Source organism: Candidatus Skiveiella danica (assembly GCF_022705245.1).
GTDB classification, from domain to species: domain Bacteria; phylum Pseudomonadota; class Gammaproteobacteria; order Burkholderiales; family Burkholderiaceae_C; genus Skiveiella; species Skiveiella danica.
Genome location: NZ_JAKJEW010000011.1, coordinates 64,675 through 78,712 on the forward strand (window position 1 = coordinate 64,675; position 14,038 = coordinate 78,712).

General features: G+C 68.1%; 13 protein-coding genes. 10 read left to right on the top strand and 3 right to left on the bottom strand.

Annotated features, from left to right (window positions below):
• The first annotated feature begins 4 nt into the window (after nt 1–4).
• From ACMUOY_RS08370 to glk, 6 genes are all read left to right on the top strand, one after another.
• Nucleotides 5–1,009, top strand: coding sequence for a DMT family transporter (locus ACMUOY_RS08370; RefSeq protein WP_413892249.1), 1,005 nt, complete (start codon nt 5–7; stop codon nt 1,007–1,009).
• 7 nt (nt 1,010–1,016) lie between these two features.
• A complete protein-coding gene (gene tsaB / locus ACMUOY_RS08375) occupies nt 1,017–1,775 on the top strand; it encodes a tRNA (adenosine(37)-N6)-threonylcarbamoyltransferase complex dimerization subunit type 1 TsaB (protein ID WP_413892250.1) in 759 nt (252 codons plus the stop codon).
• Entirely contained in the window at nt 1,772–2,239 is a 468-nt protein-coding gene (gene rimI / locus ACMUOY_RS08380) for a ribosomal protein S18-alanine N-acetyltransferase (protein ID WP_413892251.1), read from the top strand. Before tsaB ends, rimI begins: the two co-directional genes overlap by 4 nt.
• Nucleotides 2,240–2,264: 25 nt before the next feature.
• The gene (locus tag ACMUOY_RS08385) at nt 2,265–3,128 is read left to right on the top strand and encodes a uracil-DNA glycosylase (protein WP_413892295.1); all 864 of its coding nucleotides are present in this window, start codon (nt 2,265–2,267) and stop codon (nt 3,126–3,128) included.
• Between the two features lie 86 nt (nt 3,129–3,214).
• Entirely contained in the window at nt 3,215–3,982 is a 768-nt protein-coding gene (locus ACMUOY_RS08390; protein WP_413892252.1) for an alpha/beta fold hydrolase, read from the top strand.
• Between the two features lie 28 nt (nt 3,983–4,010).
• On the top strand, nt 4,011–4,976 hold the full coding sequence (gene glk / locus ACMUOY_RS08395) for a glucokinase (protein ID WP_413892253.1): 966 nt from the start codon (nt 4,011–4,013) through the stop codon (nt 4,974–4,976).
• A 92-nt stretch (nt 4,977–5,068) separates the two neighbouring features.
• On the opposite strand, the gene ACMUOY_RS08400 is transcribed toward glk, so the two are convergent.
• The gene (locus ACMUOY_RS08400) at nt 5,069–5,971 is read right to left on the bottom strand and encodes a DMT family transporter (protein WP_413892254.1); all 903 of its coding nucleotides are present in this window, start codon (nt 5,969–5,971) and stop codon (nt 5,069–5,071) included.
• Between the two features lie 36 nt (nt 5,972–6,007).
• Between ACMUOY_RS08400 and pyrF the strand changes: the two genes are divergently transcribed.
• The 4 genes from pyrF to ACMUOY_RS08420 all read left to right on the top strand — a co-directional run bounded on the left by pyrF (nt 6,008) and on the right by ACMUOY_RS08420 (nt 11,071).
• Nucleotides 6,008–6,832 (top strand): orotidine-5'-phosphate decarboxylase, encoded by an 825-nt coding sequence (gene pyrF / locus ACMUOY_RS08405; RefSeq protein ID WP_413892255.1) that lies wholly within the window; start codon nt 6,008–6,010, stop codon nt 6,830–6,832.
• 148 nt (nt 6,833–6,980) lie between these two features.
• Nucleotides 6,981–8,858, top strand: coding sequence for a DUF1800 domain-containing protein (locus tag ACMUOY_RS08410; RefSeq protein ID WP_413892256.1), 1,878 nt, complete (start codon nt 6,981–6,983; stop codon nt 8,856–8,858).
• A gap of 10 nt (nt 8,859–8,868) precedes the next feature.
• Complete coding sequence (locus ACMUOY_RS08415) at nt 8,869–10,338, top strand: DUF1501 domain-containing protein (RefSeq protein ID WP_413892257.1); 1,470 nt, start codon at nt 8,869–8,871, stop codon at nt 10,336–10,338.
• Nucleotides 10,339–10,450: 112 nt separating this feature from the next.
• Nucleotides 10,451–11,071 carry a glutathione S-transferase family protein gene (locus tag ACMUOY_RS08420; protein ID WP_413892258.1) on the top strand — a complete coding sequence of 207 codons (621 nt, stop codon included), beginning with the start codon at nt 10,451–10,453 and terminating at the stop codon, nt 11,069–11,071.
• A gap of 168 nt (nt 11,072–11,239) precedes the next feature.
• Here the strand turns inward: ACMUOY_RS08420 and ACMUOY_RS08425 are convergent, their stop codons facing one another.
• A complete protein-coding gene (locus ACMUOY_RS08425) occupies nt 11,240–12,121 on the bottom strand; it encodes a response regulator (RefSeq protein WP_413892259.1) in 882 nt (293 codons plus the stop codon).
• 305 nt (nt 12,122–12,426) lie between these two features.
• A complete protein-coding gene (locus ACMUOY_RS08430) occupies nt 12,427–13,917 on the bottom strand; it encodes a CHAD domain-containing protein (RefSeq protein WP_413892260.1) in 1,491 nt (496 codons plus the stop codon).
• Nucleotides 13,918–14,038 lie beyond the last annotated feature (121 nt).

Genomic DNA, 14,038 nt, shown 5'->3' on the forward strand with positions numbered 1-14,038 from the left:
TCCCATGCGCTTTTCCCCCAAGACCATCGGCGCGGCGTCGGCCGTGATCACCGTGGTCATCTGGACCTCCTTCATCGTCATCGCCCGGGCCACGGCCGACCCGAGCCGCGGCGTCACGCTCACGCCCTTCGACATCGCCCTGTTGCGCATCCTGGGCGCGGGCAGCGTGCTGCTGCCCTGGGGGGTGTGGCTGGTGCGCTCGGGCACGGCGCGCGGCTGGCTGGGGGTGTCGCCCCTGCCCTGGCGCACCACGGTGCTGACCGGCTTCTTTGGCGGGCTGCTCTACGCGCTGCTGGCCTACGCCGGCTTTGTCTATGCGCCCGCGGCGCACGCCTCGGTGCTGATGCCGGGCAGCCTGCCCCTGTGGACGGCGCTGCTGGCGGCGCTGATCCTGCATGACCGCATCACGCCGGCGCGCGCGCTGGGCCTGGCGTTCATCGTGGCCGGCGACCTGCTGGTGGGCGGCGCCAGCCTGCTCAAGGCGTTCGAAGGTGGGGTGGTCTGGAAGGGCGACCTGCTGTTCATGAGCGCCGCGTTCTGCTGGTCGGTCTACAGCGTGCTGGCGCGCAAGTTCGCGCTGGATGCGGTGCGCGCCACCATTGCCATCACCACCTTTGCCTTCATCACCTACGTGCCGGCATACGCCCTGCTGGTGGCCAGCGGCGCGGTGCAGAGCCGACTGGGGGTGGTGCCGGTGGGGGACGTTGTATTTCAGCTGCTGTTCCAGGGCGTGGGCTCGGTGGTGATCTCGGGCATCACCTTCACCCAGATGATCCGCAGCTTCGGCCCGGTGCGCTCCACCATGATCACGGCGTTGGTGCCGGGTCTGTCGGCACTGGGCGCGGTGGTGTTTCTGGGCGAGCCGCTGTCGGTCGCGCTGTTCGGCGGGCTGGCCCTGGTCACCGTGGGCATATTGTTCGGGGTGCGCGCAGCGGCCGCGGGCGCTCCGGTAAAGATAGCGTCCGGTGGCCATTCTGCGCTGGGAACAGCCGGAAAACGTTCAAATTAGTCGTCCCATGAAGCTTCTGGCCTTCGATACCAGCACCGAACACCTCTCGATCGCCGTCAGCTGGCTGCTGGACGGTCGCGTCCAGGTCCGGACCCATGAAGGCCCTGGCGGCGCGATGGCCTCCAGCACGTTGATCCCGGCGGCGCTGGCGCTGCTGGCGCAGGCGGGGCTGACGCTGCGCGAACTGGATGCGATCGTCTTCGGCGCCGGGCCGGGGTCGTTCACCGGCCTGCGCACCGCCTGCGCGGTGGCCCAGGGCCTTGGGTACGGCGCCGGCGTGCCGCTGCTGCCCGTCGACACCCTGCTGGCCGTGGCCGAAGAAGCGCGCCATGCGCTGGCCCCGGCGGGTGGAGCCTTTCAGGTGGTGGCCGTGCTCGACGCCCGCATGGACGAGGTCTATGCCGCGCGCTATGTATGGGACGGGGCCCTCTGGAGGCCGAGCGGCGATGGGACGGTGGGCAAGCCCGAGGCGCTGTCGGGTGGAGAGCCTGTGGACGGTGCCGGCTGGGTGGTCGCGGGCAATGCCTTCGAGGCCTATGGCGAGCGCCTGCTGAACGGCTGGCGCCGGTTTCCCGCGCTGCCGACCGCCACCGCCCTGCTGCGCCTGGCACCGGCGCTGCTGGCCGCAGGCCACGGTGTTGCGGCCCAGCACGCGCTGCCGCGCTACATTCGCGATAAAGTGGCCAAGACAACCGAGGAACGCGCGAGCGAAAAAGCCGCCGCTCTGGATACGCCCATCCCACCAGCACCCCCACCTTGCGCATGAACGCCGTTCTCCAGCCCGTCGAAGCGCGTTTCGAGCCGCTCACCCGCGAGCGGCTGGACGCCGTGCTGGCCGTCGAGCAGTCGGCCTACGCCCATCCATGGGTGCGCGCCAACTTCATCGACGCGCTGGATGCGGGATACCAGGCCCAGGTGCTGCTGGCCGGCGACCTGCCGCTGGGGTATTTCGTGGCGATGAAGGGCGTGGATGAGGTGCACCTGCTCAACATCACCGTGGCGCCCGCATACCAGCGCCGGGGCTGGGCGATGGTGATGCTCGATGCCCTGGCCATCTGGGCGCGCGGCCAGGGCGCCGGCTGGCTCTGGCTGGAGGTGCGCGTGGGCAACCTGCGCGCGATCCAGATCTACGAAGCGCATGGCTTTCAGCGGGTCGGCTTGCGCAAGGCCTATTACCCGGCCGGTCGCGGTGCACGCGAGGACGCCATTGTCATGAGCCGCAAGCTATGAGTGCCGCCGGGGAGAAGCCATGAGCATGAATCTGGATGCGCGCCAGCGCGCGATGCTGGCCGAGATGGGCGTTCGGGTCTGGCTGCCCGAGCCGGTGCCAGCGACGCCGGAGAGGTCGGCGGCAGTTCCTGAAACCATAGCGGACAAGCACGATTTGACGATGGGAAATGGCGTAAAAGGACAAGAATCGACGCCGCGCGACCGCCAGCCGGGCGCTGGCGAGGCCGTCGTCACGCGAGCGCCCGTAGCGCCGGGAACTGCGCGTGCGCCGCAGCCGGCCGGCATCGATGGCATGGATTGGACCGCCCTGCGAGACACGGTCGCTGGTTGCCAGGCCTGCGGCCTGTGCCAGGGCCGCACGCAGACGGTGTTCGGCGTGGGCGACACCGCGGCCGAGTGGATGGTGGTGGGCGAGGCGCCGGGTGAGCAGGAGGACCTTCAGGGCGAGCCGTTCGTCGGCCCGTCCGGGCAATTGCTGGACAACATGCTCAAGGCCATCGGCCTGAACCGGCATGCGCACGCCAGTGGCGAGGGTGCGAACGGCGGATCCGCACTGCGCGGCGTCTACATCGCCAACGTCGTCAAGTGCCGCCCGCCCGGCAACCGCAACCCGCACCCGGACGAAGTTGCGAAATGCGACCCCTACCTGGCGCGCCAGGTGGCGCTGGTTCGGCCGAAGATCATCCTGGCCATGGGCCGCTTCGCGGTGCAGTCGCTGCTGCAGACCACCGAGCCCATCGGCAAGCTGCGGGGGCAGGTGCATCGCTACCACGGCGTGCCGGTCATCGTCACCTACCACCCGGCCTACCTGCTGCGCAACCTGCCGGAAAAAGCCAAGGCCTGGGCCGACCTGTGCCTGGCGATGGACGTGGCCGAACGCGGCGGCTGACCGGCGCCCTCCTCTGGATGGGGCGGCGCAGGGCCGGCGTATGATTTCTTTCATCGCTCTGTCGCAATCGCCCTGAAGGAGACACCATGCCCAACACCGCCCAGATCGTGGGTTCCGGCCCCAACAAAGTCATCTGCCTCAACGGCTGGTTCGGCCATGCGCGCGGCTGGGGGCCGCTGATGCACAGCCTGGACACCCAGCACTTCAATTACGCCTTCATGGACTACCGGGGCTACGGGGCGCGCAAAGGCAGCGGCGGCCCGTACACCATCGCCCAGATCGGCCATGATGTGCTGGCGCTGGCCGACCACCTGGGCTGGCAGCGGTTCAGCCTGGTGGGGCACTCGATGGGCGGCCTGGGCATCCAGCAGGCGCTGGCCGATGCGCCGGCGCGGGTGCAGGCGCTGGTGGGTGTCACGCCGGTGCCCGCTGACGGCTTTGCCTTTGATGACGCGGGCTGGGCCTTCTTCTCCAGCGCCGCTCGCGACGCGGCGGTGCGCCGGGCCATCCTGGATCTCACCACCGGCAACCGTCTGACCGGCGTGTGGCTGGATGCGATGGTCAAGTCCTCGCTCACACACTCCGATGTCGAGGCCTTCGATGCCTATCTCACGGCCTGGGCCAAAACCAGCATAGTCGAACGCATCCAGGGCCAGACCCTGCCGGTGCTGGTGGTAGCCGGCGAACACGACGGTGCCGTCAGCGTCGAGACCTGCAAGACGACCTGGCTGCAGCACTACCCCAACGCCCGGCTCGAAGTCATGGCCAACGCCGGCCATTACCCGATGGACGAGACCCCCGTTGCGCTGGCCACGGTGATCGAGAAGTTCCTGCGCGAGGCCGTGGCCGCGTGAGCACGGTGGTCGCGTTGCCGGGCACATGATGTCGCCTGCGTTTCCACGCCTGCTTGGCGACATCGGCGGCACGAATGCCCGCTTCGGCTGGCAGACGCAGGCCGGCGCACCGGTCACGGACGTGGCGGTCCTGCCAACGGACCAGCACCCCACGCTTGTCCAGGCCATCCGGCATTACCTGAGCCTGAGCGGCAAGCCCGCTCCGCGCGCAGGTGGCCTCGCCATCGCCACCACGATCACCGGCGACCAGGTGAAGATGACCAACCATCCGTGGCATTTCTCCATCGCCGCCCTGCAGGTCGAGCTTGGCCTTGAGCGCCTCGTGGTAGTCAACGATTTCACCGCGCTGGCGCTGGGACTGCCGTTCCTGGGCGCGCACGAACTACATCAGGTGGGTGGCGGCGAGCCGTTGGCTGGCGCGCCGCTGGCGGTGTTGGGGCCGGGAACCGGACTCGGCGTGTCGGGGCTGCTCGCCACGGCGGGGGACGGGTGGGTGCCGATCACCGGCGAAGGCGGCCACGTCAGCCTCGCTGCGATCAATGCGCGCGAGCAGGCGGTGCTGCAGCAGTTGATTGCGCGATTCGGCCATGCCTCCGCCGAGCGGGCGCTGTCCGGGCCAGGGCTGGTGAACCTCTACCAGGCGGCCTGCAGCCTGTCGGGGCAGGCGCCGCAGCCGCTGTCAGCGGCCGACGTGATTGCGGGCGCCCGCGGCGGCAATGACCCGGCCTGCACGGAGGCGTTGGACCTGTTCTTCGGCTTTCTCGGCAGCGTGGCCGGTAACCTGGCGCTGACGCTGGGCGCGCGGGGCGGCTTCTTCATCGGCGGCGGCATCGCGCCGCGCCTTCTACCGGAACTGGAGCGCTCGACGTTTCGCGAGCGTTTCGAGGCCAAGGGGCGTTTTCGCGACTACCTGGCCGCGATTCCCACCTGGGTGATCCACGCCACCGTGTCGCCCGCCTTTGCCGGCGTGGCGCGTGCGCTGGACGCTGCCTGAGGTTTCAAGCGGTCGATAGCGGCCAGTTTGAACCTGATTTAAGCTCAAGAAGGTCACTTCCCAGCGTCAGAAGGTCACAGTCAGCTGTTGATTCAGGAGCGTTTGGTCGACGCCGAGGCGCCCGCACCTGGAAGCAGCACGGTGGCAATGGCCAGCACCATCAGCGCCACGGCCGCCCAGTCCTGCCAGTGCAGCACCTCGCCCAGCCACAGCGCGCCGCTGAACACGCCCAGCACCGGGATGAACATCACGCTCAGAGTGGAAGCCACCGGCGGCAGGCTGCGCGCCAGGTAGAACCAGGCGGCCTGGGCGAAGGCGAACACGCCGATGGCGTTGAACACGATCGCGCCCCAGCCTTCGGGCGAGGGCATGCGCCACTGCCCGCGCTCGAAGACCGTGGCCAGCACGGTCATCACCCCGGTGGTCAGGGCCGTCATCCAGAACGAGATCGCCAGCGTGGGCACCGGCAGCGTGGTGCGGCGCAGCATGCGGGTGCCCACCGCCCAGGTGGCCGCAGCCGTCAGCATCATCAGCACGCCCAGCGGTTTGCCGGCCAGCTGGCTCATTTCGTGCCACAGCAGAAGCGCCACCCCCAGCGCGGCCGCGGCCACGCCGGTCCAGGCGCGGGCGGCGAGCCGGTCGCCGAACCACAGCGCGCCGATCACGGCCGAGAAGATCGGCATGGTGTAGCCGAGGATCGCCGCGCGCCCGCTGGACAGCGACTGGATCGCCACGATCGCCAGCGCATGCCAGAAGAACATGTTGAACACCGCCAGCCTGAGCAGCTCGGGCCAGTGGCGTCGTTCGATGTGAAACGGCACCTTCAGCACCACCAGCACGCTGGCGAGCACCGGCAGGCCGAGCCACATGCACAGGGTGCGGAAGGTCAGGGGTGGGTAGCCGGTGACGCCCAGCTTCATGATCGGCCAGTTGATGCCCCAGACGAGTGTGAGCACGACGAGGACGAGCAGTTGCCGGGAGGTGAGGGCTTGCATCGGTCCGATGGTAGGGGCAACCGTAAAATCCTGCGCATGACCTTTCTCGACATGCTGGGCGACGCGGCGCGCCAAAACAGTTCCATGCTCTGCGTCGGGCTGGACCCGGAGCCCGCGAAGTTTCCGGCCCGCTACAAGGGCGACGCCAACAAGATCTACGACTTCTGCGCCGCCATCGTCGATGCCACGGCCGACCTGGTGATCGCGTTCAAGCCGCAGATCGCCTACTTTGCCGCGCACCGCGCCGAAGGGCAACTGGAGCGCCTGATGGAGCACATGCGCCGGGTGGCGCCGCGGGTGCCCATCATCCTGGATGCCAAGCGCGGCGACATCGGCTCCACCGCCGAGCAGTACGCCATCGAGGCCTTCGAGCGCTACGGCGCCGATGCCGTGACGCTGTCGCCGTTCATGGGCTTCGATTCGGTGGCGCCTTACCTCAAATACGAGGGCAAGGGGGCCTTCCTGCTGTGCCGTACCTCCAACCCAGGCGGCGACGACCTGCAGGCCCAGCGCCTGTCATCGGTCGAGGGCCAGCCGCTGCTGTACGAACACGTGGCGCGGCTCGCGCAAGGCCCCTGGAACCTGAACGGTCAGCTCGGCCTGGTGGTGGGCGCCACCTACCCGGCCGAGATCGAACGCGTGCGCGCGCTGGCGCCCACGCTGCCGCTGCTGATCCCGGGCGTCGGCGCCCAGGGCGGCGACGCCGCTGCCACGGTGAAGGCCGGCCTGCGCGACAACGGGCCGATCATCGTGAACTCATCGCGGGCCATCCTGTACGCCTCGTCCGGCGTTGACTTTGCCGACGCGGCGCGGCGCGAGGCCTTGCGAACTCGCGACACGCTGCAGGCCGCCCGCGCCTGAGCCCCTCTTTGCCGGCGGGTGTGCGGCGTGTCGTGACAGTTGCTTACACATCGCTTGTTTCCAGTTGAAAAAAGTGCGGCCTTGGGGCCGCTTTTTTTTGCCATTCCCTTTACGCTAGTGCCATCCCCATTCTTTTCCGGACAGCCCCATGAACGATTTGACGGTGGACAGGCCCGAGGCGGCCAAGGCGGAACACGCCCAAAGGGGCTCGACGACAAGCGAACCCGAAAGCGCGCGTGACGAGCGGCAGCCTGACCGGCGGACCCTGCCGATGGCGGCACTGGCGGCCGCCGCGCTGGCCGCCTGCGGCGACGGCTCCGACGGCGCGGCCGACAGCGACGACGGCGCCACGCTGCAGGGACTCCAGCGCCGCATCCGAGGCGGCTATCACAGCGCCCGCAGTGACGCCGAGGCCGCGCGCTTTCTGCTGCAAGCCCAGGCCTACGCCACCACGGCCGACATCGCCGCCGTGCGTGCCAACACCTTCGCGAACTGGTTGGGTATGCAGTACGCCAAGCCGGTCGGCCCCACTGGCTGGGACTGGCTGAACGCCCGCGGCTACGCCACTATCGACAGCACCACACGCTATTTCGATAACACCTACCCCGGCGACTACATGATCTGGAACCAGCTCATGACCGCGCCGGATGCGCTGCGCAAGCGCTGCGCGCTGGCCTTGTCGGAGTTCTTCGTGGTGGGGCTGTCGGGCCTTGATTTCGCCTGGCGCAGCCACGGGATTGCCGCCTGGTGGGACCTGCTGGTGGCCCACGCCTTCGGCAACTTCCGCCAGTTGCTGGAGGCTGTCACGCTGAACCCGGCGATGGGCTATTACCTCAACACCAAGGGCAATCTCAAGGAAAACACCGCCACCGGCCGCCAGCCGGACGAGAACTATGCCCGCGAGGTGATGCAGCTCTTCACCATCGGCCTGTACCAGCTGAACCTGGACGGCACCGAGAAGAGGGATGCCCAGGGCAACCGCATGGAGACCTACACGCAGGCCGATGTCACCAACCTGGCGCGCGTGTTCACCGGCTACGACGTCGACCTGAGCCAGAACGTCAACACCTATGACGCGGTGCTCAACCGCAACATCCCCAACACCACGGCCGCCCGCCTGCCCATGGCACTGAACGCCAGCCGCCATTCGACGCTGGCGGCCTCCTTCCTGGGCGCGAACGTGCCGGCCAACACGCCAGGCGCCGCAGCCCTGAAAACGGCGCTGGACACGCTGTTCAACCACCCGAACGTCGGGCCATTCTTCGGCCGCCAGATGATCCAGCGCTTGGTCACCAGCAACCCGAGCCCGGCCTACGTCGGCCGTGTGGCGGCGGCGTTCAACAACAACGGCTCAGGCGTGCGCGGCGACCTCAAGGCCGTCTGGTCCGCCATCCTGCTCGATGACGAGGCGCGCAGCCCGGCCGGGCTGACCCAGGCCAGCTTCGGACGCCTGCGCGAGCCCATGCTGCGGCTGGTGCAGTGGGGCCGTACCTTCGACATCAGCTCGGCGCTGGGCAGCTGGAAGATCGGCGACCTCAGCAACGCGGCCAGCCAGCTCGGCCAGAGCCCGCTGCGTTCGCCCTCGGTGTTCAACTTTTTCCGCCCGGGCTACGTGCCGCCCTCGACCGCGCTAGCCACCAGAAAGGCCGTGGCGCCGGAGTTCCAGATCGTCAATGAAAGCACCGTCGGCGGCTACCTGAACTACCTGCAGGGCGTGGTCCGCAACGGCCTCTACGTCAATGCGCCCGATCAGCCCAACGCTGGCAGCAATGCCAGCAACGGCTACGACCTCACCGCCGCCTACACCGGCGAACTCGCGCTGGTGGCCGACGCCGCAGCGCTGGTCAAGCGCCTGTCCCTGCTGTTGTGCGGCGACCAGCTCTCGGCCAGCACGCAGACACTGATCGTGAATGCGCTCAATGCCACGCCGGTGACGGCAGCCAGCACCGACGCCGTCAAACGCAACCGGGTCGCTGCCGCCGTGCTGATGGTGATGGCCTCGGCCGAATACCTTGTGCAGAAATAAGGAACGCGCCATGCACCTGATCCAGCCTGCCCTGCACAGCCGTCGCGCCTTCCTGCGCCGCTCCGGCCAGCTTGCCCTCAGCGGCACCGCGCTGCCGTTCGCCCTGAACCTGGCCGCCATCGGCGAGGCTGCGGCCTTCAATGCCACCGACTACAAGGCGCTGGTCTGCGTCTTCCTGTACGGCGGCAACGACTATGCCAATACCGTCGTCACCTATGACGACCCCAGCTACAACCTCTACAGCACCATCCGCGGCGGTGGCGCCGGCCAGACCGCTGGGGGCATTGCCCTCGCCAAGTCGGCGCTGACGCCCACGTTGCTGAACCCCACCACGGCGCTGCCGGGCGCTCGCCAGTACGCGCTGCACCCGTCGATGACGGGGCTGGCCAGCCTGTTCAATCTGGGCCACGCCGCGGTGCAGCTGAATGTCGGCCCGCTGGTGGTGCCGCTGACGCGTACGCAGTACAACAGCGCCGACCGCAGCACCTGGCCGCTGCCGCCCAAGCTGTTCTCCCACAACGACCAGCAATCGATCTGGCAGTCGTCCTCGCCCGAGGGCTCCACCATCGGCTGGGGCGGCAACCTGGGCGATCTGGCGCTGGGCGGCAACAGCAATTCGCTGTTCACCTGCATCTCCGTCACCGGCAACGCGGTGTTCCTGTCGGGCGACTCGGCGCTGCAATACCAGGTGAGCACAGGCGGCGCGGTGGCGATCAACAGCGTCAAGAGCAACGTCTACGGCTCGGCGGCCGTCAAGGCCGCGATGGCCACGCTGGTGCAGCAAAGCCGCACCAACCTGCTGGAGAACGAATACAACCGCGTCACCACCCGCGCCGTGACGGCCGAGTCGCAAGTGACGTCCGCCCTGGCGTCCTACCCTGCGGCCAATGCACCGTTCAGCACCTTCCCCGCCAGCAATCCGCTGGCCGACCAGCTCAAGATGGTGGCACGGCTGATTGCGGCGCGCAGCGCGTTGGGCGCCACGCGCCAGGTGTTCATGGTCTCGATCGGCGGCTTCGACCTGCACGACAACCTGATCTCGCAGCACCCCACGCTGCTCGGGCGCGTGAGCGATGCGATGACCGCGTTCTACAACGCCACGGCGGCGCTGGGCGTGGCGGACAAGGTCACCGCCTTCACCGCCTCCGACTTCGGCCGCACGCTGGCCTCCAACGGCGACGGCGCCGACCACGGCTGGGGCAGCCACCACCTGATGGTGGGCGGCGCGGTCAAAGGGGCGTCCTTCTACGGCACGCCGCCGCCGGTCAGCGTGGGCAACACCGCCGCGCCTGAAGACCAGTGGCACGTCGGCCAGGGACGCCTGTTGCCCAGCACCTCGGTGGACCAGTACGCCGCCACGCTGGCGCGCTGGTTCGGCGTGGCCGACAGCGAGCTGGCCGGCATCCTGCCCAACCTGGGCCACTTTGGCGCCGCCGCGGGCCGGCCCGACTACCCCAGCGATCTCGGATTCATGCGCTGACCGGGTTCCCCGCGTGACAGCGCGGGGATGTCGCGCACGGCTACCATGGCGCGTGCCCGGGTCTGCCCGGCCGACGCGACGCCACTTCCCGAACATCGAGCGAGACCTGCCCATGAAACTTTACGTATCCCCCCGCGCGCCCAGCCCGCGCCGCGTGCTGATGTTCCTGGTCGAGAAGGGCATCACCGGCATCGATCTGGTCCACATCGACCTGAACGCCCACGAGCACAAGCGCGAGGCTTACCTGGCCAAGAGCCCGCTGGCCAAGGTGCCGGCACTGGAGCTGGACGACGGCCGCGTGCTCACCGAGACCCGCGCCATCTGCACCTACCTGGAAGGCCTCTATCCCGAGCCCAACCTGATGGGCGTGGACTTTGACGAACGCGCCTTCATCGAGATGGCCGACCGTCGCGTGGAGCACTACCTGCTGGCCAGCATCGCCAACGCCATCCGCCACACCCACCCCGGTCTGGCGCCGCTGGAGCAGCCGCAGTTCCCTGACTTCGGCCACTCCCAGGCGACCAAGGTGCGCGAAATCGCCGGCTGGTTCGACTCCGTGCTGGCGCGCCAGCCCTGGATGGCCGGCGAGCGCTTCACCATTGCCGACATCACCGCCTTCTGCGCCATCGAGTTCGCACGCGGCCTGATGAAGTTCAAGCCGGGCGACGAAGGTTTGAGCGCACTACAGGCCTGGCGCGACCGCGTGGCCGAGCGGCCGAGCGCGCGCGTGTAGCGCGCAAGAACGGCCGGAGCACTTCGCCGGTCCTGTCGACCCCGAGCGGTTTCGTTGGCCCAAGAAAAAAGCGCCCCGTCGGTGACTGGGGCGCTATGAAGGATCAGGTTCTGATCCGAGTGCTCGGTGTGTGACGTTTGATGGGGCTGCTTTTTTCTTCTTGGTTTATCAAGCAACTTCAGCGCGGGTCATGAGGGCCTTGCCACCGACCCAGAACAACATGGCGGTTCCGACCAGGGGCAGCATCACGGCGAAGGCCAGACCGATGAACGGCGCGGCGATCAGTTTGGCGGCATAACCCATGAACCGGGTCATCGTCGGTGCATACCTGGAAGTGGCCAGCGCCTTGGCAGCGGTGACGACCAGGAAGCCCATGCCGACGAAGGGCAGCGCCATCGCATACAGCAGACCGATGAAGGGCGCAGCGGCCAGCAAGGCCACGTTCTTCAGGAACATCGGTGCATGTTTGGCCGCTTGTGTTTGCAGCAGGGCCTTCCCGCCGATCCACAGCAGCGCGGCCAGTCCCACCAGGGGCATTGCCACCGCATAGGCCAGACCGATGAACGGGGCGGCCAGGAACAGTGCGATCTGGCGCACGGGGTGCGCGACAGCCGGCGCTTCGATGGCGACATGAACTTCAGAAGGCTGCACCAGTTCAAGCCGGGCGGCCATCGGGACCACGGGCGAGCGCATCGCATGGGCGGCGCTTTCCTCGATCATTTCGGGCGACAGGGGCTTGCGCATGAAGTCCGTCACGCCAGCGGCCTTGGCCCGGGTTTCGTTTTCGGTGGTTCCGAAGCCGGTGATGATGACCACGGGCGTCCAGGGTTGGCGGGCCTTGAGCTGTTCGGCCAGTTCCACGCCATCCATGCCGGGCATCTTGATGTCGGTGAACACGACATCAAAGGACTGCTCACGAACCTGCTTCAGCGCTTCATGGGCATTTTGTGCGGTGGTGACCACATAGCCTTTTTGGGAGAGAACACGGTTGAAACTCTTGCCAACAACGGCGTCGTCATCCACAACCAATACTTTACGCAGTGCACTCATGATTTTCTCCGGTAGTTTCAATATCTCTTCTCAGATGGATGACTCCTACGCATAGCGCGTGCCAGGCGGCCAGAAATTGAAAAACCTGTTTGTTTTCAAGTACTTGCTGGAGAGTCGGTCCGCTGCGGGGTGCCGGCGGGCCTGCCGGGCGGGGGCGCAAGTACATTTTTTCTGGACACCCGCTCGGCCGGATGCTCAGGGTGCCCTGGAAAACCTCAATGAAATCAACATCTTTTGCCGCAGAAGGGCGTATGGCTTTGTTGTACAGCGGCCATCCGGCTTCGGGCGCTGTGGTCAGCCTGTGCTTACTTCCACGGCACCGGCGCCTGCGTCAGCGCCTTCAGCACCGACGGCAGGTGCGCGGCGAACTCGACCAGCTGCGCGCCCAGCACCATCTGCAGCCGGTCGGATCCGGCCTTCGGGGCGCTGGCCAGCAGGCGCTGGGCGCTGACGCGGTCATTCATCTGCCCCAGCAGATCCTGCGCCTGGACCAGCGCCTCGGTCAGCTCGCTCAGGCGCTCGGGCGGCCACAGGCTGGCGAGGAAGTCCAGCGCATAACGCAGCTTCTTCGCCTCGATGCGCACCTGATGGCGCTCGACGGCATCGAACAGGTCGGCGGTGCGGATGTGCCGCAACAGGCCGCGATGCCGCTGGCGCAGGCGCTTGCGCGCCCAGGGTTCGAGCGAGGCGACTGACGCTGCGCCATCGTCCACCTTCAGCCGTAGCAGGGCCCGGGTGAAGGCCAGCAGGTGCTCGCTGGTGTCGCGGCTGGCCAGCCTGTGGCGGGCGGCATCGCGCGCGGCGTCCCCCTGCACGCGGGCCCAGGTCTGCAGCCGGGCGGCGTCGCGCGGGCCCAGCAGGGGGATCAGGCCCGGCAGCAGGCTGGTGCGGAATACGTCGTGGTCGCGCGCATCGCCCAGGCTCAGCGCCAGCGCCTTCCAGGCCGCACCCCAGCGCGCCACGAACTTGTGCGGCAGCGCTGGCGCAAACACGCGCAGCGCGGCGCGCAGGCGGCGCAGGGCCACCCGGGCCTGGTGCAGGTACTCGATGTCGTCGCTGTGCAGCACGCCGGCCTCGTTGGCCTGCAGCTGCGCCAGGCAGGCCAGCGCCACGCGGCGAAACGCGTCCATCGGGTGCTCCAAGGGTGGCAGGGTGACGGCTTCGGCCTTCACCGCCTTGGCGCGCCGACCCTGGTGCAGCACGTAGCCACGATCGGACTTGCTGGCCGCCACGGGGCGCAGGTGCGCGTTGTGGCCCAGTTGGCGGGCCAGGCTGAACAGCGCGTCGGGTGGGCCTTGCTTCAGTTCCAGTTCCAGCTCAAGCAGCGGCAGACTGCGCGGGCCGTCGCGGGTGGTGGCGTGGATGTGGCCGCGGTCCAGGGCCACCTCGATCTGTGCCTTGCGATGGGTGACCAGCCACTGCCGGCGCGTGAAATCGGTGGTGAAAACGGGAACCAGCATGCCAGCCAGAGCCTGCAGTTCGTCGGCCAGCGTCGTGTCATCGACCAGCGCGACGAAGTCGAAGGCACCGGGCGTCGTCTGCGCTTCCCATTCGCCGCGCCGGGCCAGGCCGCCGATCACCGAGCCCGCCGTCTTCACCGTCAGCAGGGTCTGGCGCCCCACACGGCGCTCACGCACCGCGACCCGCCGCGCCAGCAAGGTGCGCTTGGGGGTGTCGAAGTAGGTGCTGACCAGCCGCTGCCGCTGCGAGGGTTCGGCCGCCAGCAGCGGATGCGCGAGCAGCGCCGGCACGTCCTGTGCGGCAATCGCCAGTTTCAGTTCGGTTTCAAAGGCCATGGCCGGTGGGGGGGTGCGAGGGAGGTACCCAGTCTGCCAGCAAGCCGCGTCAGGCGCCAGCGCAAGGCCCGGCGGGCACCCAACCACCAAATATGAATGAAATTGGCAAATTCCCAGCGTC

Excerpts from the sequence above, each read along its gene's own strand:
- rimI (WP_413892251.1), top strand. The coding sequence starts at position 1,772 with ATGAACGCCGTTCTCCAGCCCGTCGAAGCGCGTTTCGAGCCGCTCACC.
- tsaB (WP_413892250.1), top strand. The coding sequence starts at position 1,017 with ATGAAGCTTCTGGCCTTCGATACCAGCACCGAACACCTCTCGATCGCC.
- ACMUOY_RS08390 (WP_413892252.1), top strand. The coding sequence starts at position 3,215 with ATGCCCAACACCGCCCAGATCGTGGGTTCCGGCCCCAACAAAGTCATC.
- ACMUOY_RS08385 (WP_413892295.1), top strand. The coding sequence starts at position 2,265 with ATGAATCTGGATGCGCGCCAGCGCGCGATGCTGGCCGAGATGGGCGTT.
- glk (WP_413892253.1), top strand. The coding sequence starts at position 4,011 with ATGTCGCCTGCGTTTCCACGCCTGCTTGGCGACATCGGCGGCACGAAT.
- ACMUOY_RS08370 (WP_413892249.1), top strand. The coding sequence starts at position 5 with ATGCGCTTTTCCCCCAAGACCATCGGCGCGGCGTCGGCCGTGATCACC.
- ACMUOY_RS08425 (WP_413892259.1), bottom strand. The coding sequence starts at position 12,121 with ATGAGTGCACTGCGTAAAGTATTGGTTGTGGATGACGACGCCGTTGTT.
- ACMUOY_RS08415 (WP_413892257.1), top strand. The coding sequence starts at position 8,869 with ATGCACCTGATCCAGCCTGCCCTGCACAGCCGTCGCGCCTTCCTGCGC.
- ACMUOY_RS08400 (WP_413892254.1), bottom strand. The coding sequence starts at position 5,971 with ATGCAAGCCCTCACCTCCCGGCAACTGCTCGTCCTCGTCGTGCTCACA.
- ACMUOY_RS08430 (WP_413892260.1), bottom strand. The coding sequence starts at position 13,917 with ATGGCCTTTGAAACCGAACTGAAACTGGCGATTGCCGCACAGGACGTG.
- ACMUOY_RS08410 (WP_413892256.1), top strand. The coding sequence starts at position 6,981 with ATGAACGATTTGACGGTGGACAGGCCCGAGGCGGCCAAGGCGGAACAC.
- ACMUOY_RS08420 (WP_413892258.1), top strand. The coding sequence starts at position 10,451 with ATGAAACTTTACGTATCCCCCCGCGCGCCCAGCCCGCGCCGCGTGCTG.
- pyrF (WP_413892255.1), top strand. The coding sequence starts at position 6,008 with ATGACCTTTCTCGACATGCTGGGCGACGCGGCGCGCCAAAACAGTTCC.